Here is a 21,198-nt window from a genome sequence, read left to right as displayed (position 1 = left end):
TTCCCGCGGCCGCAAGGGTTCCAAGGCCGTTCACTGTTGAGTTGTCAAACATCCGCCGGCCGCCGGGTCAGGCGACCGATCTCTGCTCGGGGCCGAGGAGGGCCTGGCCCTCCGGGGTCAGGACCGCCGGGACCAGCTCGCCGGGGTTGCCCGGGCGGGCCCCGCGGACCAGGCCCTGGTGGGCCAGGGTGTGGGCCGCGAACTGGTCGCCGCACGACAGGCCGTCGATGAACAGGTCCGGTTCGCTGCTGCAGGAGACCTGGCCGCGGCCCGCGCCGACCGCTCGGAGCATCGCCCGCACCCGGTGGTTGACCACGGGGTGCGCCGCCGGTGAGCCGGTCTCGTCGTTCCCGTTCATGTCGGTCCCTCCCGCTCGTGGTTCGGCCTCTGCTCCTGCGTCGAATCGGGGGGCGGGATTTCGACAGCAGGTCCGGCCGGAGCGTCCCCTCATCGTCACCGCAGGCGATCCAGCACGGGTCGAGGCCCCGTCAACGGGCGTTCGGAGGCCGGGACGGCCCGGATGGGGTCAGAAGGGCGGGTCGCCCACCGCGACCGGTTCCGGTGTCCAGGAACTGCTCCCTTCGCCGCCCGTGACGCGGTTGATCTTGGTGACCTTCGCCGTGGCGTACCGCAGGGCCGGCCCGATCTCCTCGACGTCGAGCTCCATGACTGTGCGCTTCTCGCCCTCCTTCGTGTCGTACGACCGCTGTCTCAGGCGGCCGTGGACGATCACCCGGCTGCCGCGCACGAGCGACTCGGCGGCGTTTTCCGCGTACTCCCGCCACAGGCTGCAGCGCAGGAACAGCGGGTCGCCGTCGCGCCAGGCGCCGGACTGCCGGTCGAACATGCGCGGGGTGCTCGCGACGGTGAAGTTCGCGACCGCCGAGCCGGCCGGGGTGAAGCGCAGATCGGGGTCGCTCGTCAGGTTGCCGACCACCGTGACCGTCGTTTCGCCTGCCATCGGTCTCTCCTTGTCTTCCGGGTGCGGGGTGCACCGCTCTTGCCGACGAGGAGAGCACGGGGGTCCGACAATTCCCGGATGCCGACCCCCCGGACGGGCTGGTTTCCTGCCGCCATGCCGACGGCGGTTCAGAAGGAGTTCGCCCACCGGCCGGCGGACCTGGCCGACCTCTTCGCGAGCGCGATCGAGGAGCCATGCGATCGGTGCGGGAAAGGGACCACACGCTGGGCGGACGTGCGCGGGAGCAGGGGGCGGCGGTGGCAGCGCTCGGGGCCGCGTGCGAGGACCAGGCTGCGCCTCGGGAGGCGGTTGTCGCGGCGGTCCACACCGCCGCGGATCTCACTCGGATGGGTGGACTTGCGCGGCGGGATCCACACCGGCCGGGCAGATCAGCTGCACGCCCGAGCGAACCGGCGCCACAGCCGCCGGGTTCGTGGCCGTGACGCCGCCCACCGCCGCCCCGGCCGCCGTCGCGACTACCGTGGCCGGTATGAGCAACACCGAGGCCACCCCGGCCGAACTCGCCTGTGGCGACCGGCCCGCGGCCGCCGATCCCGATCGGCCGGCCGTCGAGGTCCTCACGCCGCGGGAGGTGCCGCTCGGGGGCCCGCGGGCGATGCGGGTGCGGCGGACCCTCCCGCAGCGGTCGCGGTCGCTGATCGGCGCCTGGTGCTTCGCCGACCACTACGGCCCCGACGACGTCGCCGGGCCGGGGGCGATGGACGTCGCCCCGCATCCGCACACCGGGCTGCAGACCGTCAGCTGGCTGTTCGCCGGCGAGATCGAACACCGCGACAGCCTCGGCACGCACGCCATGGTCCGCCCCGGCGAGCTGAACCTGATGACCGGCGGGCACGGCATCTGCCACTCCGAGGTCTCCACCGCCGCCACGACGACGCTGCACGGCGTCCAGCTCTGGGTGGCGCTGCCCGAACGGCACCGGCACACCGCGCGGGCGTTCGACCACTACGTCCCTTCGGTGAACCGGATCGAAGGCGCGGAAATCCGGGTGTTCCTCGGCTCGCTCGCCGGCCGGACGTCGCCGATCCCGACGTTCACGCCGCTGCTGGGCGCCGAAGTCGTGCTGGGGCCGGACGCCCACATGTCCCTCGGCGTCGACCCCCGGTTCGAGCACGGCGTCCTCGTCGACACCGGCGACGTCGTCGTGGCCGGCACCCGCGTCCGCGCGGCGGAACTGGGCTACGTCGGCACCGGAGTGCGCTCGCTGACCCTGAGCAACCGCGGCACCGGACCGGCCCGGTTCCTGCTGCTGGGCGGCACCCCGTTCGACGAAGAGATCTTGATGTGGTGGAACTTCGTCGGCCGCACCCACGAAGAGATCGCCGAGTACCGCGAAGCCTGGCAAGCCGGGTCGGACCAGTTCGGCGAGGTCACCGGCTATCCCGGTGAGCGGCTGCCGGCCCCCGCGCTGCCCGCCGTCCGCATCAAGCCGCGCCGCAACCCCGGCTCAGGCCAGGAAACCGCCCACGGCTGAGACGAAGGCGGCCGCGTCGTCCAGCCACGGGTAGTGCGCGGCGCCGGGCAGGACGACGGCGCGGCCGTCCGCGAACAGCGCGGCGAACCGGTCCGCGACGGCCGGGCTCGCGATCCAGTCCAGTTCGCCGGCGAGCACCAGCACCGGAGCGGTGACGGCGCCGAGCGCGGCGCGGGTCGTTTCGGGCTCGAAGGCGCCGGTGGTGTTGTAGATCCGGGCGGCCGCGCCGTTGCGCAGGCCGCGTTCCCCGGACTGGTGCTGCCGGGCCGCCGCGTCCCAGCGGCCGTAGTAGAACGGGGCGAGGGCGGCCCAGTCGGCGCTAGTCGCCGTCTTCGCGGCGATCGACTCGTAGGCGGCGGCCGCGGCGGCGTACCAGGGAGCGCCGGCCCGCCGGGCCATGATCCGCCGCCGTTCGGCAGGCGGGACGTCGAAGCCGACGGCCCGCGGGCTCGGCGCGATCAGCGCGAGCCGGCTCAGCCGCTGCGGGTACCGGGCCGCGTAACGCACGGCCAGGCTCGCCCCCGCCGAGTGCCCGAGGAGGTCGAAGCGCTCGAGGCCGAGGTGCTTGCGCAGGGCCTCGACGTCCTCGACCTGCCGGTCACACCGGTAGGTGGCGGGGTCGGCGGGCTCCTCGGAGTCCCCGGTGCCCCGCAGGTCCAGCACGGCGGTGCGGCGCCGGGTGGTCAGGCCGCCGAGGTCGCCGAGGTACCGCCCGGCGCGCATCGGGCCGCCAGGCAGGCACACCACCGGCGGTTCGGCTCCGGAACCCGAGAGGTGGACGGCGAGCGCGGTTCCGTCCGGCGCGGAGAAGATCGGCACACCCGACCCTGGCATTCCCCGAGCCGGTGGACAAGCTAGCCCAGCCCCTCCAGCACCGCGAAGACCCGCTCGACGTCGGCCACGGTCGTCCGCCAGTTGCTGAAGGCGGCGCGCAACGCCGGACGGCCGTCGTACACCGTCGGCGTCAGGAACGTCGTCCCGTCGTCGGCGATGGCGCGCACGAGCGTGTCGATCCGGTTCTGCGTGACCTCCCCGGCCGGGGTGAAGCAGACGACGTTCAGCCGGACCGGCGCGAGCAGGTGCCAGCGCGGCGAGCCGTCGATCCGCGCGCCCAGGTCCCGGGCCAGCGCGACGCAGCGTTCGACGATCTCGCGGTGTCCGGCGCGGCCGTACGCCACGAGCGAGAACCAGGCGGGGAGGGCGCGCAACCGCCGGGAGTTCTCCGGCGTCAGGTGCAGGAAGTCCGGTGTTTCGCCGATTTCGCCGAGGTAGGCCGCGTTGTTGCCGAACACGCGCAGCTGCAGGTCGCGGCGGCGGGTGAACTGGACGGCCGAGTCGTAGGGCACGTTGAGCCACTTGTGCAGGTCGACGACCACCGAATCGGCCCGGTCGAGACCGGCGGTGAGCGCCGCGTGCTCCGGGGCCAGCGCGGCGAACCCGCCGAACGCGGCGTCGACGTGCAGCCAGAAGTCGTACCGCTGCTTGAGTTCCGCGATCGCCCGCAGGTCGTCGAAGTCGACGGTGTTGACCGTCCCCGCGTTCGCGACGACGACGGCCGGGCCGTCGAGCGTCTCGAGCGCTTCGGCGAGCTTCGCGACGTCGACGGCTTCACGGCCCGGGAGCACCGGCACCTTCCGCAGCGAGGAACGGCCCATCCCGAGGAACGACAACGCCTTCAGGACGCTCGAATGCGGCGAACCGGACAGCACGGTGACGGGACCGAGCGCCGCGGCGCCTTCGGTGGAGACGGTCACCCCGGCCCGTTCGCCGAGCCACTCGCGGGCGATGGCCAGGCCGGTCACCGTGGACATCGTGGCGCCGGTGACGAACGCGCCGGAGAACTCCGGGCCGAGGCCGAACAGGCCGGCCAGCCAGCCGACCGTCTCGCGTTCCAAGTCCTGCGCCGAGGAGTCCATGCCGCTCGCGGGATTCTGGTCGTAGGCCGCGGTGAGCCAGTCGCCGGCCAGCGCGGCCGGAGTGGCGCCGCCGGTGACGAAACCGAGGTACCGCGGGCCGGCGCTCGCGGCGAAGCCCGGTTCCCAGCGTCGCGTGAACTCGTCCAGGGCACCGCGCGCACCGGCGCCTTCGAGCGGCAAGGGCGCCGGTTCGACGGCCACGGGCGGGACGGCGGCCGCCCGCCCGTCCAGCCCGGCGAGTGCCGCCGCCGCGAGTTTGCTTGCGGCGTCGAGGAGATCGGGCAGGGCGTGCAGGTCATCGGCGAGCCTCGGGTCCATCTTCCCGACGCTAGGCGCGGTGCTGCCCCGGTGTCGCGGGCCAATCCGCCGAAACTGGCCCGCTCGGGCGTGCTCGGAGGGGCTTCACACGTAATTGGAGGGGCATCACGCGTGATGGAAGGGGCATCAGCGGCGGCGGAGGCGGCGGACGCGGGTCTCGGCCGGGTCGAAGGCCACCCGGCGCAGCGGGCCCGTCAGCAGCAGCACCACCGCCATCGACGACAGCGCCGCCAGCACCAGGGCCGCCACGAACTGGGCCGCTCCCGAGGTCGCCGTCGCCAGGACCGCGTAGCTCGCCAGTACCAGGGCCGACGGGGCCAGGAAGCCGGTCAGCACCGGCACGAGCGGGACCCGGTCACCGTCGGGGCGGCGGGCGGACACCACCGCCGCCCCGGCGCAGGTGACCGCGGCGACCAGCAAGCAGCCGCCGACGGTGTCGCTCAACCGGTGCCAGCCCAGGGCCACCGCCGCCGCCGAGACCCAGGCGACGCCGAACGCGCCCGTCAGCAGGGCCGGCAGCCGGAACCGGCGGGGCAGGACGATCGCCAGCGCCACGAGCACGGCCATCGCCGCGCTGACGTGCCCGCTCGGGAAGCTGTTGTGGCTCGCCACGCCGAAGCGGTCGCCGGTGCTCGGGCGGTCCAGGACGTACAGCTTGAGCAGCTGCGCCACCACGAGCGGTGCGGCCAGCAGCACCAGGGCCATGACGCCGAGGGCCACCCGCCGCCGCACCACGGAGATCGCCACGATCAGCACCGCCACCCCGCCGAGCAGGACGACCAGGTCGGCCTGCCGCAGCGGGTCGGCCCAGTCCACTGTGGTCACCGCGGACTGGGCGCTGCGGACGACGCCGTTCTCGACACCGCGGCCGGCCTCCGTGCGGACGAAGAGCAGGTAGGCCGCGACGAACGCGAGGGTGAACCCGGCCGCGCCCGCGAGGAGGACCGCCGTGCGGGACGCGGCCCGGGTCACGAGCGCGGGGCCGGGCGGGCGGGTCGCGGACGGGGCGTCGGTGAGGATCACTGCCATGTCCCCGAGTCTGGAACGCGCTTTTCGGGATCCCGTCAGCGCGATGTCATGGTTTTGCTACAAGATCCGCCCGGGTCGCCATGACGTGCGCTTTTCCGAATAATGGCGCCGTGGCCGAGGTACTGGTGGTGGAGGACGACGCGGCGGTGCGGGAAGGCCTGCAGCTGGCCCTGCGCAGGCAGGGACACGTGGTGCGCACCGCGGAATCGGGCGAGCTCGGCATCGAGGTGCTCGTGCACCACCGGCCCGACATCGTCGTGCTCGACCTGATGCTGCCCGGCATGGACGGCTTCGAGACCTGCCGCCGGATGCGGGCGTCCGGCCCGGTCCCGATCATCATGCTCACCGCGCGCAGCGACGATTTCGACGTCGTGGCCGGCCTCGAAGCGGGCGCCGACGACTACGTCGCCAAGCCGGTCGAGCCGCGGGTGCTGGACGCGCGGATCCGGGCGGTCCTGCGCCGGTCGGCCGCCGAGCGGCCGAGCGGTCCGGCCGCGCCCGGGGAACGGCACGGCGACCTCCTCATCGACCGGGCCGCGCTCGAGGTGACCAAGCACGGCACGCCGGTGTCGCTGACCCCGACCGAGCTCAAGCTGCTGCTGGAGCTCTCGCGCACCCCCGGACGGGTGTACAGCCGCCAGCAGATCCTGTCCGCCGTCTGGGACCACGACTACCTCGGGGACTCCCGGCTCGTCGACGCCTGCGTGCAGCGGCTGCGCGCGAAGATCGAGGACGTACCGGCGAAGCCCGAGTACGTGCAGACGGTCCGGGGGTTCGGTTACCGGTTCGGCCGATCGTGACGGCACCGCGGATCCGGTCCTGGCTCGCCGGGCTGCGGCCCCGGCTGGTGGCCGCCTTCGCGGTGATCATGATCCTCGGCGCCACCACCGCGGCGGGCGTCAGCTACGTCTTCGCGCGCCGGGCCATCCTGGAAGGCGTCCAGGACCAGACGATGCTGAAGCTGCGGGACCAGGTCGCCGCGTACCTGCCGACCGTGTCGCTGCCGCCGACCCAGGCCACGCTCGACGGCTTCGCGGCGACGCTCAAGTCCAGCAACGCCCTGGTCGTCTACCAGGACCTGCAGGCGACCTCGGGCCTGTCGATCGACGACGTGCCGGGCGACCTGCGCCACGCCGTGGCCACCACCACCAACATCCAGTTCCAGCGCGTCGACGTCGCCGGCTACCCGCTGTTCTTCGTCGGCGTGCCGGTGCAGACCGGCAACGGCAAGCCGAGCGGCCTCCAGGTCTACGCGATGACGCGGTTGACCGATCAGCAGGAGGCGATCGACGAGCTGGCCCGCTACGCCATCTTGTTCTCGGCGCTGGCCCTGCCCTTCGCGGTCGGGGTCGCGCTGCTCGCCGCGCGGCAGGTGCTGCGGCCGGTGCGCGCGCTGAACACCGCGGCGAGCCAGCTCGGCCGCGGGCGGCTGGACGTGCGGCTGCGCGCGAAGGGGTCCGACGAGCTCGCGCAGCTGGTCACGACGTTCAACCACACCGCCGCCGAACTGGAGCGCACGGTCGGGACGCTGCGGGCGATGGAGGCCGACGCGCGGCGGTTCGTCGCCGACGTCTCCCACGAGCTGCGCACCCCGCTCGCGGCGATGAACGCGGTCACCGACGTGCTCGACGAGGACGCCGAGCAGCTGCCACCGGACACCGCGGTCGCGGCGCGGCTGGTGTCGGCCGAAACGCGGCGGCTCACCCGGCTGGTGCAGGACCTGATCGAGATCTCCCGGTTCGACGCCGGCCGGGCCGAACTGCGCCGCGAGGAACTCGACGTGGCCGAGGCGATCACCGGCACCCTCGCCGCCCGCGGCTGGGAACCCGGGACCGCCCTGGCCGCCGACCTCCCGGCCGGGATCACCGCGCGGCTCGACCGGCGGCGGCTCGACATCGTCGTCGCGAACCTGGTCGGCAACGCGCTGCGGCACGGGGCGCCGCCGGTCGAGGTGGTGCTGCGGGCGGAGGGCGGTGACGTCGTGCTCACCGTCACCGACCACGGACCGGGGATCCCCGCCGACGTGCTGCCGAAGGTCTTCGACCGCTTCACCAAGGCCGATACCGCCCGCGCCCGGTCGGAGGGCAGCGGCCTCGGGCTGTCCATCGCCCGGGAGAACGCGCGGCTGCACGGCGGTGACATCGTCGCGGCGAACACCGGCACCGGCGCCCGGTTCGAGCTCCGCCTGCCCCGGGAGGCGTGGTGAAGAAACTCGCCGTCCTCGCGGTGCTGCTGCTGGTGAGCGCGTGCGGGATCCAGCCGACGCCGGTGGTCCCGGCCGGCCCGGCACCGACCCTGCGGAGTCCGGCGGCCGGGGGCCGCGGCACCGACCTCGTCCTCTACTTCGTCCTCGCCGACCGGGTGATCCCGGTGGTGCGGCCGTCCTCCGGGGTGGTGGGCGTCGACTCCGCGCTGACCATGCTGCTCGACGGGCCGTCCCCCGGCGAGCGGGAGAACGGGTACACGACGGCCCTCCCCCGTCTCACCGGCACGATCTCCCTGAGCCCCGGCCCGCCGACGACGATCACCGTCCCGTTCCCGCTGCGGCCGCTCACCGGGGCCGGGGTCAACCAGCTGGTCTGCACCGCGTTCGCGGCGCTGGCCACCCAAGACCAGTGGGTCATCGACCGCACCGTCGCCCTCGCCGGCCCGGACGAGCGGCTGCCGTACCAGACGTGCCAGGCCTGAGCGCCGATGTCGACATGACGGCTTGCCGCCTCAGCCGGGGTAGGGCCGCGCCGCCCTGGCCTCGGCCAGCGACCGGGCCCACCAGCCCAGCTGGTCGAGCAGCGCCTTCGCCGCGACCCCCGCGGCGGCGTCGTGCGGCACGCCGTCGGCCCCGAACCGCGCCTGGGCGCCGTGGAAGCTGACGGTCTCGCGGATGGTCACCGCGTGGAGCTCCGCGAAGACCGCACGCAGGTGCTCGACCGCGCGCAGCCCGCCCGAGATCCCGCCGTAGGAGACGAAGGCGACCGGCTTGGCCCGCCACTCGGCCCGGTGCCAGTCGATGGCGTTCTTGAGCGAAGCGGGGTAGCTGTGGTTGTACTCCGGGGTGACCACGACGAAGGCGTCAGCGGCTTCGAGCCGCGGAGCCACCTTCGCGATCTCGGCGACGACCGCCGCGGACGGCGCGGCACCGAAGGCCGGCATGGCGAGCGGGAGGTCGGGCTCGGCGAGGTCGACGACGTCGGCTTCGAAGCCGCCGTGCGCGTCCGCGACCCCCGCGAGCCAGTCCGCCACCACCGGCCCGAACCGTCCTTCCCGGACACTTCCGACGATCACCGCGACCCGGATCGGCGCTTCCGGCACACTTCCTCCTTGACACGCAGGCATTGTTGCTCTCGCACCAAGGGTGGAACTTCAAGTTCCCTTGAAGTCAAGTGTGCCGCTGTGGTTGGCTGGGCGCCATGGTGAACGCCACCCTCCCCGACCTGACGGTCGGCGAACTCTCCCGGCGCAGCGGAGTCCCCGCGTCGGCCTTGCGCTTCTACGAGGACGAAGGCCTCATCCACAGCCGCCGTACCGCGGGCAACCAGCGGCGCTACCGCCGCGACACGCTGCGGCGGGTGACGTTCATCCGGATGTCCCAGCGGGTCGGGATGCCGCTGTCGAAGATCCGGGAGGTGCTGGGCCTGCTCTCCGACGACCGCACGCCCACCCGCGCCGACTGGGCGCGGATCTCCCGTTGCTGGCAGGACGACCTGAACGCGCGGATCCGGCAGATGGAACAGCTGCGCGACCAGCTCGACGACTGCATCGGCTGCGGCTGCATGTCACTGGCCAAGTGCCGGCTGGCCAACCCCGGCGACCGGCTCGGCGCCGACGGCCCGGGGCCGCGGCGCCTCGCCGACCACCGCGGGGGCGGCTACGAGGACTGACGCTCCAGCAGGCCGCGCAGGTACATCGCCTGCCCGGCGTGCTGGATGTCGTCGTCGAGGACGCTGATCAGGCGCACGCCCAGGGTCACCGGCGGGTCCCAGGCCTCGTCGACGATCCGGTCGAGGTCCTTCTCGCCGAGCCCCTCGAGGTACCGGACGGTCTGCTCGTGCACCGCGTCGTAGTAGCCGGTGAGCAGGGCCGGGTCGTCGACCCGGACCGCTTCCACGTCGGCCGGGCGGTGGCCGTAGCCGGTGTCACCGGCCGGGAACGGGAGGCCGAACCGGGTCAGCCAGTCCTGGCCGGTCCACACCTGCTCGGTCCCGGCCACGTCGGCGACGTGGTCGTCCTGGACCCGCGTCAGGTGCCACACCAGCCAGGCGATCGAGTTGGCCCCGTCGTCCGGCCGGGTCCCGAGCTGCTCCGCGGTGAGCCCCTCCACCGCCGTGCGCACCGTGCCCTGGACCCGGCTGAACCCCTCGACGAGCAATTCGGCCACATTCATTTCCGGCTGCCTCCCGTTGCCGACGCGTTTCCCGGCGTGCTACCCGATCATGCCCGCCGGCAACCGGGATCCGCTACCGCGGCAGCAGCTGGTCGAAGAACGAGCGGTAGCGGCGCAGCGCGATCCGCAGCTCCTCGGTGGCCGGTTCGCCCTGCTGCCACTGGGATTCCAGCTCGCTCTTGTGCTCGGCGAAGGTGGTGGCCAGCGCGCTGATCACGGCGGCGACGAGCTCGTCGGCCTGCTGGACCGCCTGCTTCGGGTCGTCTACGAAGCCGGTCTGGACGTTCTGCCAGCGGTCGCGGAACCCGGTGACCTTCTCCTCGTCGATCAGCGCCGGCGTCTCCACCTCGTCCGACGCGGCGGGCGTCTCGACGTCCCCACCCGATGCGGCCGGCGTCTCGACGTCGCCACCGGATTCGGCGGGCGCTTCCACGTCGCCGCCCGATTCCTCGGGAGCAGTGGTGTCGTGGTGCCCGGCGGAGGCCAGGTCGGCGGTGCTCAGGTTCTGGTCGTCGCCGGCCGTGCCCGGCTCGTGGAAGCCGGCCCGGTCCTGGCCGGGAACACCGGCGGTGCTGTCGTCCCGGTAGTCCCCGGTTTCGCGGACGTCCTCACGCCCGGTCAGGTCCCGGTCGTCCTCGGCGTCGTGCCGCGTCAGGTGATCGGTCATGGTCAACGTCCTCCATTCGACTCGGTCCGCGGGCTCGCGGACGCCTGGCGCTCGGTCACGTGACGGTCGGTCTCGTGCCGGTCGGTCTCGTTCCGGTCGGTGTCCCGTCGCTCGGTGCGGTCGTGGTCGTGACCGTTCCGGCGCTCGTGGTGGTCGTGGTCGTGCCGGTCGTCGTCGGCACCGTCGGTCAGCAGGTCCTCGAACACGGTGCGGTAGCGCACCATCGCGTCCCGCAGGTCCTCAGTGGACGCACCGTCGCGCTTCTGCTGCGTGGTGTGCGCGGCCCGGTAGTGCTCGAGGGTCTTCGCGTGCCGCACGGAAAGGTCGGCCACCTGCTGCTCGTAGCCCTCGGTCGGGTACCCGCGCTCGGCCATCAGCGAGTTCAGCAGCTGCTCGGCCTCCCCGACCGCGGCGGACGGCTGGTCGACGAACTTTTCCTGCACCTGGGCCCATTCCCGGGTGTAGCGCTCGCGCGCCGACGCCGAAAGCGGCCGGATGTCGAGCTCCTTGTGCCGGCGTTCCCGCTCGGCGAGCTCGCGCTGCGCGGCACGGGGGCTGTCCTTCTCCGCGACCGTGCGGTCGTATTCCGGACCGAACCGCTGCTGCAGCCGTTTTCGTTGCATCTCCTGCGTCACCAGCCAGATCACGGCGCCGAGCACCGCGACGGCCACGACGACGATCAAGACGATCAGCCATGTGGGCATCGCTCAAACTCCTTCAAGGATGTCAAGCCCCCGATGCGAACGGTGTGCCCGGATTACCTCGGCCGAAAACGGGAAGGGAGCGCCTGACCTCGGGATTCGGCCGTCCGGCGGCGTGGATACGGCCGGATGCCCCCGCCCCGCGACGGGGAGGTGACGCCGATGACACTGCATGGCTAGCATCGTTATCGCAGTAGTAGTATCGTTGTTAACAGACCAAGGAACGAACCGGAAGAAGGAACCGATGAGCACGCCCACCGAAACCCGGGTCGCGATCGTCACCGGCGGCTCGCGCGGCATCGGCCGCCAGGTCGCCGAGCGTCTCGCCGCCGACGGCATGGCGGTCGTCGTCAACTACGCCGGCAACGAGACGGAGGCCGCGGCCGCCGTCGACGCCATCACCGCGCGGGGTGGCCGGGCGATCGCGGTCCGCGCCGACGTGGCCGACCCGGCCGCGGTCGCGGAGCTGTTCGACACGGCGGAACGCACGTACGGCGGCGTGGACGTCGTCGCCCACCTGGCCGGCGTGATGAACCCGCCGACCCCGATCGCCGACACCGACTTCGACGTCCTCGACCGCGTGCACCGCACCAACATCCGCGGCACGTTCGCGGTGGCCCAGCAGGCCGCGCGCCGGGTGCGCGACGGCGGCGCGGTGATCACCACCTCGACGTCGGTGCTCGGGCTGAATCTGCCCGGCTACGGCATCTACAACGCGACGAAGGGCGCGGTCGAGGCGATCACCATGATCCTGGCCCGCGAACTGCGCGGCCGCGACATCACCGTGAACACCGTCGCGCCCGGCCCGACCGCGACCGCGCTCTTCCTCGACGGCAAGGACGAGGAGACGATCGAGCGGATGGCCAAGCAGCCGCCGCTGGAGCGGCTCGGGCAGCCGGAGGACATCGCCGAGGTCGTCTCGTTCCTCGCCGGCCCGGCGCGCTGGGTGAACGGCCAGGTGCTGCGCGCCAACGGCGGCATCGTCTAACGGCTGAACCGGCTGACGATCACGTGGTCCTTCGCCGGCCCGCGCACCGCCCACTCCTGCCGCCACCGCGCGGCGCCGGTCACGCGGTACTCGCCGCGGTACAGGTCGGCCCGGCAGGGGTGGTCCGCCGTCCAGTGGCCTTCGCGCAGGTCGAGGTCGTGGAAGAAGCCGCCGTGGTCGAAGTGGACCGACGCGCGGCCGGGGCCGGCCGGGCGGTAGTGCAGGGTCCGGGTGACCGGTCCGACGTGGCCGCCGAGCCGCAGCTCGCCCTCCTCGTGGTAGACGAGGACACCGCCGGTCTCGGTGAAGGTGGCTTCCCCGGTCACCTCGCCCGCGGGCTCGCCGTCCGCGGTGCGGATTTCCCGGTCGAGCCGCCACGTGCCGCCGAAATACGCGGCGAGGTCGGAAACGGGCCAGTACTGCACCCGGCCCATTCTGCCACCCGCGGCGGGGCGGGCCGGAACTGTCGGACCCCCGCTCTATAGTCGGGCGGGTGGCAGAGACCGACCTCGCACCCGCGTCCGAAGCGCTGGAGACCCTCCGGCGCGTCTTCGGCTACGACAGCTTCCGCGGCGACCAGGCGGCGATCGTCGAGCACGTGATCGCCGGCGGCGACGCGCTCGTGCTGATGCCCACCGGCGGCGGGAAGTCGTTGTGCTACCAGATTCCCGCGCTCGTGCGGCCCGGGGTCGGGGTGGTCGTCTCGCCGCTGATCGCGCTGATGCAGGACCAGGTCGACGCGCTGCGGAACGCCGGCGTCCGCGCCGGTTTCCTCAACTCCACCCAGGACTACGCGGCGCGGCAGGAGGTGGAGTCGGCGTTCCTGAACGGCGAGCTCGACCTGCTCTACCTGGCACCGGAACGGCTTTCGGTCGAATCCACCGTGCGGCTGCTCGACCGCGGCAAGATCTCGCTGTTCGCGATCGACGAGGCGCACTGCGTCGCCCAGTGGGGCCACGACTTCCGGCCCGACTACCTCCAGCTGTCGGCCCTGCACGAGCGGTGGCCGGACGTGCCGCGGATCGCGCTGACCGCCACCGCGACCGAGGCCACGCACAAGGAGATCTCCGCGCGGTTGCGGCTCGACGAAGCCCGGCACTTCGTCGCGAGTTTCGACCGGCCGAACATCCAGTACCGGATCGTCGGCAAGAACTCGCCGCAGCGGCAGCTGCTGGAGCTGCTGCGCACCGAACACGCCGGTGACGCGGGAATCGTCTACTGCCTGTCCCGGAACTCGGTGGAGAAGACCGCGGAGTTCCTGGTGCAGAACGGGATTCCGGCGGTGCCCTACCACGCGGGGCTCGACGCGCGCACCCGCGCGAAGCACCAGTCGCGGTTCCTCCGCGAGGACGGGCTGATCGTCGTCGCGACGATCGCGTTCGGGATGGGCATCGACAAACCGGACGTCCGGTTCGTCGCCCACCTCGACCTGCCGAAGTCGGTCGAGGGCTACTACCAGGAAACCGGCCGCGCGGGCCGGGACGGCCTGCCGTCCACCGCTTGGCTGGCGTACGGGCTGCAGGACGTCGTGCAGCAGCGCAAGATGATCGATACGTCCGAAGGCGACGAGGCGCACCGGCGGCGGCTGGGCGCGCACCTGAACGCGATGCTCGCCTTGTGCGAAACGGTCGAGTGCCGCCGCGTGCAGATCCTCAACTACTTCGGGCAGGCGGCCGGGCCGTGCGGCAACTGCGACACGTGCCTGAACCCGCCGGAGAAGTGGGACGGCACGATCCCGGCGCAGAAGCTGTTGTCGACCGTGGTGCGGCTGCGCAACGAGCGACGCCAGAAGTTCGGTGCCGGCCAGATCATCGACATCCTGCTCGGCAAGTCCACGCCCAAGGTCACGCAGTTCCAGCACGACACGCTCAAGACGTTCGGCATCGGCACCGAGCTGCGCGAGCCCGAGTGGCGGGCGGTGGTGCGGCAGCTGCTCGCCCAGGGCCTGCTCGCCGTCGAAGGCGACTACGGCTCGCTCGTGCTCACCGAATCGAGCGCGGAGGTGCTGAGCGGCGGTCGCCAGGTGCTGCTGCGCCGCGAGCCAGAGCGGGCCGCCGCCGCGAAGGTCCGCAGCACGCGGAAGGCCGCCGCCGCGGTGGACATGCCCGCGGAGGCGGCCCCGCTGTTCGAACGCCTGCGGGCCTGGCGCGCCGGTGTCGCGAAGGAACAGGGCGTGCCCGCCTACGTCGTCTTCCACGACGCGACCCTGCGCCAGGTCGCCGCGCAACGGCCGGCGTCGCTGGCGGAGCTGGGCACGGTCAGCGGCGTGGGCGAGAACAAGCTCGCCAAGTACGGCGAGGGGCTCCTGGAGGTGCTGACCGCCGAGTGACCTACCGGCCGGTGGCGGGGCCGGGGCGGCCCGGCTGCCCGGTCACCGAGTTGACCTTGCGGACCGCGCCGGCGATCTGGTGGTGGTACTTGCCCTTGGTCTTGTCGTCGACGAACTTCGCGGCCTTTCCGACGACCTGGTTCACCTTCTCGGGGTTCTTCTTGGCGTAGGCACGAGCCGAAGCGGCAGCGCCGGCCAGCATGGTCAGCTTCTTCATCAGAGGCACGGTGGCCCTCCCTCATCGGTTCCGGTCATCCTGACAACGCGGACGAACCACCCGGAGGTTCCCCGTGTGACGCGGCCCAAAACCTGGGCCCGTCGCGGCCGGTCGCGGAAAAATGCCGCGCGGATCGCCGCCGGCCGGCCCTAGGCTCGCGATCATGCGCGACCTGGCCGCCCTGCCGAAGGCCCACCTGCACGTCCACCTGGAGAGCACGATCCGCCCGGCCACGCTGCGCGAACTCGGCGAAGCGAACGGCGTCGACGTCCCGGGCGAACCCCCGGTGTTCGACGGCTTCCGCGCCTTCGCCGACTACAACGCGCTCATCCGGTCCTGCCTCCGGCGTCCGGAAGACTTCGAACGCATCGCGCGCGAGTACTGCGAGGACGAAGCGGCCCAGGGCACGCGCTACGCCGAGGTCACCTTCACCGCGGCCTCGCACGGGGAACGCCTGGGCGACCTCGAAATGCCGCTCGAATCCGTCCTCAAAGGACTGTCGAAGAGCGGGGACCTGGAGTGGCGGCTGCTGCTCGACCACTCCCGGCGCCGGTCGGTCGAGCGCGCCGAGCGCACCCTCGAACTCGCGCTGAAGTACGACGACGTCTTCGCGATCGGCATGGCGGGCGAGGAAAACCACTCACTGCGCCCGTTCGCGACGCTCTTCGAGAAGGCGCGCGAGGCCGGGATCCATCTGCTGCACCACACCGGCGAAGACGCCGGGCCCGACAGCATCCGCGAGGCCCTCGACGTGGGCCGGACGGAACGGCTCGGCCACGGCATCCGCGTCCTCGACGACCCTTCGCTGGTCGCCGAGGTGCGTGAGCGCGGCCTGGCCCTGGAGGTGTGCCCGTCGTCGAACGTGACGCTGGGGCTGGTGCCGTCGCTGCCCGCGCACCCGCTCCCCCGCCTGCTCGACGCGGGCCTGACGGTTACGCTCAACACCGACGTCCCCTCGGTCACCGGCGCCCCGCTGGCCGAGGAGTACGCCCGCGTGCAGCAAGCGTTCGGCTACGACGACACGACGATGGCGGACTTCGCCCGCGCGAGCGTCACGGCGTCCTTCGCGCCCGAACCGACCAAAAAGGCCATGCTGCGCGACATCGACGCCTGGCTCACACCGGCAGCAGGCGGGTGACCAGCGTGCCGAGCTGGTGCACCGTGCGGCATTCGTGCATCTCGACGACGTCGGCGTACTCCAGCGCCGCGGAGTCCCCTGTGGACCACAACGACCGGCGCTCGGGGTTCAGCCAGTAGACGTGCCGTGCGCGGGCCTTGATCGCGCGGACGGCGTCGAGGTTGGGGTCGCCGCCGTTGGTGCGGGCGTCGCCGAGGATCAGGACCGACGTCCGCGGGCCGACGGCCTCCAGCCAGTTCTCGGTGAACTGGCGCAGCGAGCCGCCGTAGTCGCTGTGGCCGTCCCAGCGCACCAGCGCCGCTTCGGACAGCATGCGCGCGCCCAGGTGCTCGGGGTCGGCCGCGCCGGTGGTGACCAGGTGGGTGACCTCGTCGGCGCTGTCGACGAAGGCGAACACGCGGATCTTGCTGAATTGGTCGCGCAGCGCCTGCACCAGCAGCATCGTGAAGTTCGCGAACCCGGCCACCGAACCGGAGAGGTCGCACAGCAGCACGATTTCCGGCCGCCCGGGCCGCCGGTGGCGGTAGGCCGGGCGCAGCGGCACGCCGCCGGTCGAGAGCGACCGGCGCAGCGTGCGGCGCAGGTCGATCTGGCCCCGCGTCCGACGGCGGCGCCGCGCGGCCAGGCGCGTCGCCAGCTTGCGGGACAGCGGCTGGATCGTCCGGCGCAGTTCGGCGAGCTGGTTACGGCTGGCGATGAGGAAGTCGACCCGGTCGGGTGACGGGGCGATGGCGTGCTTGGCGACGCGCTCCCGGCCGCGGACCTCGGCCGCGCGGCGACGCGCCTCGGTGCGGACCTGCCCGCGGAAGCCCTCGACACGGCGGCGGATTTCGTCGCGGTCGAGCCGATCGGTGAACTCGCCGCGCGCGCCGCCACCGCGGACCGCAGCCAGCACCCGGGCGATCAGCGTCTGCGGCTGGAGCCGTTCCAGGGTCTGGTGGGCGGAGAACCCGCCGCCCGGTCCGGACGCCGAGCCGTACTGGCCCAGCATGTCGACCGCGAGCCCGGCCAGCTGCGACAGCGCCTGCTGATCGCCGTCGGCGAGCGCGGCGGCCAGCTCTTCGCGCAGCTCCTCCAGCGTCGTCGGCTGCTCTTCTCGGGCCCGCTCGGGCGCGCCTACGCCCGCGGGGAAGTAGAGGTCGAACGCGGCGTCGAAGACCGCGCGCTGCCCGCCGCGGCGGACCAAGGCGGCGGCCAGGCCTTCGCGGACCAGCTCACGGTCGTCGAGACCGAGCACCTCCAGCGCGGCGGCGGCGTCGACCGTCTCGCTCGGGCCCGCCGGGATGCCCTGGGCGCGCAGGGCCTTGACGAATGCCGCGAGCCGCTCCGGCACGCCGCCGGTCACGACGCGTCCAGGACCTGTTCGAGCTTCAGGCCGGCGCCCGCCTTGGCGATGTCGTCCTGGTGCTTGAGCACGACGCCGAGGCTGTCCCGCACGACCCGCTCGTCCAGCGTGGCCGCCCCGAGCGCGAGCAGGGTGCGCGCCCAGTCGATGGTCTCCGCGACCGACGGCAGCTTGCGCAGGTCCATCGCGCGCAGCGCGGCGATCACCCGGACGACGGAATCGGCCAGCGCCGCGTCGATCCCGGGCACCTTGAGCCGGACGATGTCGCGTTCGAGGTCTTCGTCCGGGAAGTCGATGTGCAGGAACAGGCACCGGCGGCGCAGCGCCTCGGACAGCTCGCGGGTGGCGTTGGACGTCAGCACGGCGAACGGCGCGCGCGTGGCGGTGATCGTGCCGAGCTCGGGCACGGTCACCTGGAAGTCGCCGAGCACCTCCAGCAGCAGGCCCTCGACCTCCATGTCGGCCTTGTCGGTCTCGTCGATCAGCAGCACGGTCGGCTCGTCGGAGGAGATCGCGGTGAGCAGCGGGCGGCGCAGCAGGAACTCCTCGCCGAAGATGTCGGTGCGCGCGGCTTCCCACGTCTCGTCGCGCCCGGCGGTGATCCGCAGCAGCTGCTTGGCGTGGTTCCACTCGTACAGGGCGCGGGCCTCGTCGATGCCCTCGTAGCACTGCAGGCGCACCAGCCGGGAGCCGCTGACCTGGGCGACGGCCTTGGCGAGTTCGGTCTTGCCGACGCCGGCCGGGCCCTCGACCAGCAGCGGCTTGCCCAGCCGGTCGGCGAGGAACACGGTGGTCGCCACGGCCGTGGACGCCAGGTAGCCCGCCTCGGCCAGCCGGGCCGACACGTCGTCGACGGAAGTGAAGAATCCGGTGCCCACCACGTGCCTCCTAAGCGGTCGCTCACCCGGAGCGTACCCGACATCCGGGCTAGCATCGGCCGCGTGACCTACGTTGCCGCTTCCGGCCGATACGACTCGATCCCCTACCGGCGCTGCGGGCGATCCGGGCTGAAACTGCCCGCGATCTCGCTCGGGCTGTGGCACAACTTCGGCCACGACCGGCCCCTGGCGACCCAGCGCGCGATCACCCGCCGCGCCTTCGACCTGGGCATCACCCACTTCGACCTGGCCAACAACTACGGCCCGCCCTACGGCTCGGCGGAGGAGAACTTCGGGCGGCTGCTGGCCACGGACTTCCGCCCGTACCGCGACGAGCTGGTCATCTCCACGAAGGCCGGCTACGACATGTGGCCCGGCCCGTACGGCGAGTGGGGCTCCCGCAAGTACCTGCTGTCCTCCCTGGACCAGTCGCTGGGCCGGATGGGCCTGGACTACGTCGACATCTTCTATTCGCACCGGTTCGACCCCGAGACGCCCCTCGAGGAGACGGTCGGAGCGCTCGATGCCGCCGTGCGCGCCGGGAAGGCGCTGTACGTCGGGATCTCGTCCTACAGCTCGGAGCGGACGGCCGAGGCCGCGCGGCTGCTGCGCGAGCTCGGCACGCCGCTGCTGATCCACCAGCCGTCGTACTCGATGCTCAACCGCTGGATCGAAGAGGACGGCCTCCTCGACACCCTCGAAGAAGCGGGCGCCGGGTGCATCGCGTTCTCGCCGCTCGCACAGGGGCTGCTGACCGACCGGTACCTGAAGGGCGTCCCGGACGACTCGCGGGCGGCGCAGGGCAAGTCGCTCGACCCCGGGACGCTCGACGAGAACCGGCTGGGCCGGGTCCGCGCGCTCAACGACATCGCCGGCCGGCGCGGGCAGTCGCTGGCGCAGCTCGCACTGGCCTGGGCGCTGCGCGACAGCCGGGTGACGTCGGTGCTGATCGGCGCGAGCAGCGTGCAGCAGCTCGAGGACAACGTCGGCGCGCTCGGCAACCTCGAGTTCTCGTCCGAGGAGCTGACCGAGATCGACGGCCACGCGACGGACGCCGACATCAACCTGTGGAAGCGTTCGTCCGACTCCTGAGCTTCGGCCGGCCGCGCGGGCGCCCCCCGTTTTCCACGCTACCGGCAGACACCGACAGTTTTCGGCCGTGGGCAGGCCCGCCCACGGCCGAAACTTCGGCCTGACGTTTGACCAGATTTCGAATCTGGTCATACGATGGCGTCATGCCGCCTGCCGAAGACCGGGCCGAACGGGCCGAACGCATCCTCGACGCCGCCGCCGAGCTGCTCCTGCGCGCCGGCTACCGGCGCACGACCATCGAGGACGTCGCCGAGCGGGCGGGTGTCGGCAAGGGCACCGTGTACCTGCACTGGAAGAACCGGGAGGAGCTGTTCCTCGCCGCCCTGCTCCGCGAATCCGTCCGGGCGCTCGAAGACCTCGTCGCGGCGATCGCGGCCAACCCCCTCGCCGCGCGGCTTTCGCGGCTGACCGAGCTGCAGTACGCCAACGTGCTGAGCCGTCCGCTGCTGCGGGCCGGGTACGCCGACGACGCCGAGACGCTCGGCAAGCTGCTGCCGAAGCTGCACGGCAAGCTCGACCCGCGGCACGGGGAAGCCTTCGTCGAGTACCTGGAACTGCTGGCGGCGAACGACCTGCTGCGCACCGACCGGCCGGTCCGCGACCTCGTCGTCGCCTTCCAAGCCGTGCTCCACGGCTTCCTCGGCCGCACTCCCCCGCCCGAGCCCGCCCTGATCGCCGACACGGTCGCGCACGCCTTCGAGCCGCTCGCCGTCTCGACGAGGCAGCTGCGCGCCGTGGCGCCGCGGACGCTGGCGCTGTTCACCGAAGCCGTCGCGCTCGACCGCAAACAGCTCGAACGCGCGTACTGACCACTGGAGGGACCCATGCGCACCGGAATCCTGATCGACGAACTCGGCGTCGGCTTCGAAGCCATGACGACCCAAGCCCGCGAAGCGGCGAAGCTCGGCTACGGCACGCTCTGGCTGGCGCAGCGCGGTGGCTGGGACGCGCTCACGGCGCTGCCCGCGCTCGCCGCGGCCGCGCCCGGCCTCGAACTGGGCACCTGCGTCGTGCCGACGTACTCCCGGCACCCGATCACGATGGCCGCGCAGGCGCTGACGGTCCAGGCGGCGGCCGGCGTGCCCGTCCACCTCGGCCTCGGGCTGAGCCACCGGTTCATCGTCGAAGGCGAATACGGGTACTCCTACGACCGCCCGATCCGGCACCTGCGCGAGTACCTCCAGGCGCTGCACCCGTTGCTGCGCGGGGAAAAGGCCGACGTCCACGGCGAGTCGCTGACGGCCGCGGGCGCGGTGAACGCACCCGGCGCGCAGCGGCCGGCGGTGCTGATCGGCTCGGTGAGCCCGCAGTCGACGCGCCTGGCCGGCGAGCTCGCCGACGGCGTGATCACGACTTGGGCGGGCCCGCGCGCGATCGGCGAGTTCGTGGTGCCGGCGCTGGGCGGCCCGTCCCGCGTGGTCTCCGGCCAGCTGGTCTGCGTGACGTCCGAAGTGGACGAACGTCGGGCGGCGCTCGAGGAGAGGTACGGCGGGGCGGCGACCATCCCGGCGTACCGCGCCATCCTGGACCGCGACGGCTACGAGCGGGTCTCCGACAGCGCACTCATCGGCGACGAGGAAACCGTGCGGCGCCAGGTGAAGTCCCTCGAGGACGCCGGGGCGACGGAGCTGCTGGTGATGCCGTTCGGCTCGGCGGCGGAGCAGGCCCGCACCCGGGAACTGCTGGCCGCCTGAACCGGCTTCGGGCCGGTTGCCCCGGCCGGCCTGGAAGGGCCGGCCGGGC

25 protein-coding genes are annotated in these 21,198 nt (G+C 72.6%); 11 read left to right on the top strand and 14 right to left on the bottom strand.

Translation table 11 applies throughout. The features are described 5' to 3' along the window. Positions 1–67: 67 nt before the first annotated feature. From ACFPLC_RS30690 to ACFPLC_RS30680, 3 genes are all read right to left on the bottom strand, one after another. A complete protein-coding gene (locus tag ACFPLC_RS30690) occupies positions 68–358 on the bottom strand; it encodes a hypothetical protein (RefSeq protein ID WP_378189641.1) in 291 nt (96 codons plus the stop codon). A 168-nt stretch (positions 359–526) separates the two neighbouring features. Beyond that, positions 527–961 carry a single-stranded DNA-binding protein gene (locus ACFPLC_RS30685; protein WP_378189643.1) on the bottom strand — a complete coding sequence of 145 codons (435 nt, stop codon included), beginning with the start codon at positions 959–961 and terminating at the stop codon, positions 527–529. 339 nt (positions 962–1,300) lie between these two features. Further along, complete coding sequence (locus ACFPLC_RS30680; RefSeq protein WP_378235978.1) at positions 1,301–1,462, bottom strand: hypothetical protein; 162 nt, start codon at positions 1,460–1,462, stop codon at positions 1,301–1,303. Here ACFPLC_RS30680 and ACFPLC_RS30675 point away from each other — a divergent pair. Then, entirely contained in the window at positions 1,452–2,456 is a 1,005-nt protein-coding gene (locus tag ACFPLC_RS30675; protein ID WP_378189646.1) for a pirin family protein, read from the top strand. The genes ACFPLC_RS30680 and ACFPLC_RS30675 overlap by 11 nt on opposite strands. Here ACFPLC_RS30675 and ACFPLC_RS30670 read toward each other — a convergent pair. The 3 genes from ACFPLC_RS30670 to ACFPLC_RS30660 all read right to left on the bottom strand — a co-directional run bounded on the left by ACFPLC_RS30670 (position 2,430) and on the right by ACFPLC_RS30660 (position 5,713). Next, entirely contained in the window at positions 2,430–3,290 is an 861-nt protein-coding gene (locus tag ACFPLC_RS30670) for an alpha/beta fold hydrolase (protein WP_378235977.1), read from the bottom strand. The two genes, ACFPLC_RS30675 and ACFPLC_RS30670, sit on opposite strands and share 27 nt — an antisense overlap. Positions 3,291–3,310: 20 nt before the next feature. Continuing rightward, complete coding sequence (locus ACFPLC_RS30665; protein WP_378189650.1) at positions 3,311–4,690, bottom strand: pyridoxal phosphate-dependent decarboxylase family protein; 1,380 nt, start codon at positions 4,688–4,690, stop codon at positions 3,311–3,313. Positions 4,691–4,816: 126 nt separating this feature from the next. Next, complete coding sequence (locus ACFPLC_RS30660) at positions 4,817–5,713, bottom strand: phosphatase PAP2 family protein (RefSeq protein WP_446681631.1); 897 nt, start codon at positions 5,711–5,713, stop codon at positions 4,817–4,819. 116 nt (positions 5,714–5,829) lie between these two features. Between ACFPLC_RS30660 and ACFPLC_RS30655 the strand changes: the two genes are divergently transcribed. The 3 genes from ACFPLC_RS30655 to ACFPLC_RS30645 are packed head-to-tail and all read left to right on the top strand — an operon-like array spanning position 5,830 to position 8,407. Further along, positions 5,830–6,519, top strand: coding sequence for a response regulator (locus ACFPLC_RS30655; protein WP_378189654.1), 690 nt, complete (start codon positions 5,830–5,832; stop codon positions 6,517–6,519). Beyond that, positions 6,516–7,925: an ATP-binding protein gene (locus ACFPLC_RS30650; protein WP_378189656.1), complete on the top strand. Its 1,410-nt coding sequence runs from the start codon at positions 6,516–6,518 to the stop codon at positions 7,923–7,925. Before ACFPLC_RS30655 ends, ACFPLC_RS30650 begins: the two co-directional genes overlap by 4 nt. Then, complete coding sequence (locus tag ACFPLC_RS30645) at positions 7,919–8,407, top strand: hypothetical protein (RefSeq protein ID WP_378235976.1); 489 nt, start codon at positions 7,919–7,921, stop codon at positions 8,405–8,407. The genes ACFPLC_RS30650 and ACFPLC_RS30645 overlap by 7 nt, the downstream gene beginning before the upstream one ends. Positions 8,408–8,437: 30 nt before the next feature. On the opposite strand, the gene ACFPLC_RS30640 is transcribed toward ACFPLC_RS30645, so the two are convergent. Continuing rightward, positions 8,438–9,028, bottom strand: a complete 591-nt coding sequence (locus ACFPLC_RS30640; RefSeq protein WP_378189660.1) for an NADPH-dependent FMN reductase — start codon at positions 9,026–9,028, stop codon at positions 8,438–8,440. Between the two features lie 98 nt (positions 9,029–9,126). Here ACFPLC_RS30640 and soxR point away from each other — a divergent pair, with 98 nt between their 5' ends. Beyond that, positions 9,127–9,597: a redox-sensitive transcriptional activator SoxR gene (gene soxR / locus ACFPLC_RS30635; RefSeq protein WP_378189661.1), complete on the top strand. Its 471-nt coding sequence runs from the start codon at positions 9,127–9,129 to the stop codon at positions 9,595–9,597. Here the strand turns inward: soxR and ACFPLC_RS30630 are convergent. From ACFPLC_RS30630 to ACFPLC_RS30620, 3 genes are all read right to left on the bottom strand, one after another. Then, complete coding sequence (locus tag ACFPLC_RS30630) at positions 9,585–10,100, bottom strand: mycothiol transferase (RefSeq protein WP_378189663.1); 516 nt, start codon at positions 10,098–10,100, stop codon at positions 9,585–9,587. The two genes, soxR and ACFPLC_RS30630, sit on opposite strands and share 13 nt — an antisense overlap. A gap of 73 nt (positions 10,101–10,173) precedes the next feature. Beyond that, a complete protein-coding gene (locus ACFPLC_RS30625) occupies positions 10,174–10,767 on the bottom strand; it encodes a hypothetical protein (RefSeq protein WP_378189665.1) in 594 nt (197 codons plus the stop codon). A 2-nt stretch (positions 10,768–10,769) separates the two neighbouring features. Next, entirely contained in the window at positions 10,770–11,471 is a 702-nt protein-coding gene (locus ACFPLC_RS30620; protein WP_378189667.1) for a hypothetical protein, read from the bottom strand. Positions 11,472–11,712: 241 nt separating this feature from the next. Here ACFPLC_RS30620 and ACFPLC_RS30615 point away from each other — a divergent pair, with 241 nt between their 5' ends. Next, positions 11,713–12,456 (top strand): SDR family oxidoreductase, encoded by a 744-nt coding sequence (locus tag ACFPLC_RS30615; RefSeq protein WP_378189669.1) that lies wholly within the window; start codon positions 11,713–11,715, stop codon positions 12,454–12,456. On the opposite strand, the gene ACFPLC_RS30610 is transcribed toward ACFPLC_RS30615, so the two are convergent. Further along, positions 12,453–12,890 (bottom strand): DUF6314 family protein, encoded by a 438-nt coding sequence (locus ACFPLC_RS30610; protein WP_378235975.1) that lies wholly within the window; start codon positions 12,888–12,890, stop codon positions 12,453–12,455. The two genes, ACFPLC_RS30615 and ACFPLC_RS30610, sit on opposite strands and share 4 nt — an antisense overlap. 59 nt (positions 12,891–12,949) lie before the next feature. On the opposite strand from ACFPLC_RS30610, the gene recQ reads away from it, so the two are divergent. Further along, complete coding sequence (gene recQ / locus ACFPLC_RS30605; protein ID WP_378189673.1) at positions 12,950–14,785, top strand: DNA helicase RecQ; 1,836 nt, start codon at positions 12,950–12,952, stop codon at positions 14,783–14,785. 1 nt (position 14,786) lies between these two features. On the opposite strand, the gene ACFPLC_RS30600 is transcribed toward recQ, so the two are convergent. Next, on the bottom strand, positions 14,787–15,002 hold the full coding sequence (locus ACFPLC_RS30600) for an antitoxin (RefSeq protein ID WP_446681628.1): 216 nt from the start codon (positions 15,000–15,002) through the stop codon (positions 14,787–14,789). 163 nt (positions 15,003–15,165) lie between these two features. Here ACFPLC_RS30600 and add point away from each other — a divergent pair, with 163 nt between their 5' ends. Further along, positions 15,166–16,140 (top strand): adenosine deaminase, encoded by a 975-nt coding sequence (gene add / locus ACFPLC_RS30595; protein ID WP_378189678.1) that lies wholly within the window; start codon positions 15,166–15,168, stop codon positions 16,138–16,140. Here add and ACFPLC_RS30590 read toward each other — a convergent pair. Both ACFPLC_RS30590 and ACFPLC_RS30585 read right to left on the bottom strand, forming a co-directional pair. Beyond that, positions 16,118–17,485, bottom strand: a complete 1,368-nt coding sequence (locus ACFPLC_RS30590; RefSeq protein ID WP_378189680.1) for a vWA domain-containing protein — start codon at positions 17,483–17,485, stop codon at positions 16,118–16,120. The two genes, add and ACFPLC_RS30590, sit on opposite strands and share 23 nt — an antisense overlap. Continuing rightward, positions 17,482–18,363, bottom strand: coding sequence for an AAA family ATPase (locus ACFPLC_RS30585; protein WP_378189682.1), 882 nt, complete (start codon positions 18,361–18,363; stop codon positions 17,482–17,484). Before ACFPLC_RS30585 ends, ACFPLC_RS30590 begins: the two co-directional genes overlap by 4 nt. 63 nt (positions 18,364–18,426) lie before the next feature. On the opposite strand from ACFPLC_RS30585, the gene mgrA reads away from it, so the two are divergent. The 3 genes from mgrA to ACFPLC_RS30570 all read left to right on the top strand — a co-directional run bounded on the left by mgrA (position 18,427) and on the right by ACFPLC_RS30570 (position 21,149). Continuing rightward, positions 18,427–19,455 (top strand): L-glyceraldehyde 3-phosphate reductase, encoded by a 1,029-nt coding sequence (gene mgrA, locus ACFPLC_RS30580; protein ID WP_378189684.1) that lies wholly within the window; start codon positions 18,427–18,429, stop codon positions 19,453–19,455. Between the two features lie 143 nt (positions 19,456–19,598). Beyond that, on the top strand, positions 19,599–20,264 hold the full coding sequence (locus ACFPLC_RS30575) for a TetR/AcrR family transcriptional regulator (protein WP_378189686.1): 666 nt from the start codon (positions 19,599–19,601) through the stop codon (positions 20,262–20,264). A 15-nt stretch (positions 20,265–20,279) separates the two neighbouring features. Further along, a complete protein-coding gene (locus ACFPLC_RS30570; RefSeq protein ID WP_378189688.1) occupies positions 20,280–21,149 on the top strand; it encodes a TIGR03564 family F420-dependent LLM class oxidoreductase in 870 nt (289 codons plus the stop codon). Positions 21,150–21,198 lie beyond the last annotated feature (49 nt).

Source organism: Amycolatopsis plumensis, from assembly GCF_042652605.1.
Lineage (GTDB): Bacteria > Actinomycetota > Actinomycetes > Mycobacteriales > Pseudonocardiaceae > Amycolatopsis > Amycolatopsis plumensis.
Note: the sequence above shows the minus strand (reverse complement) of the source record. Positions and strands in the feature narration are given on the sequence as shown.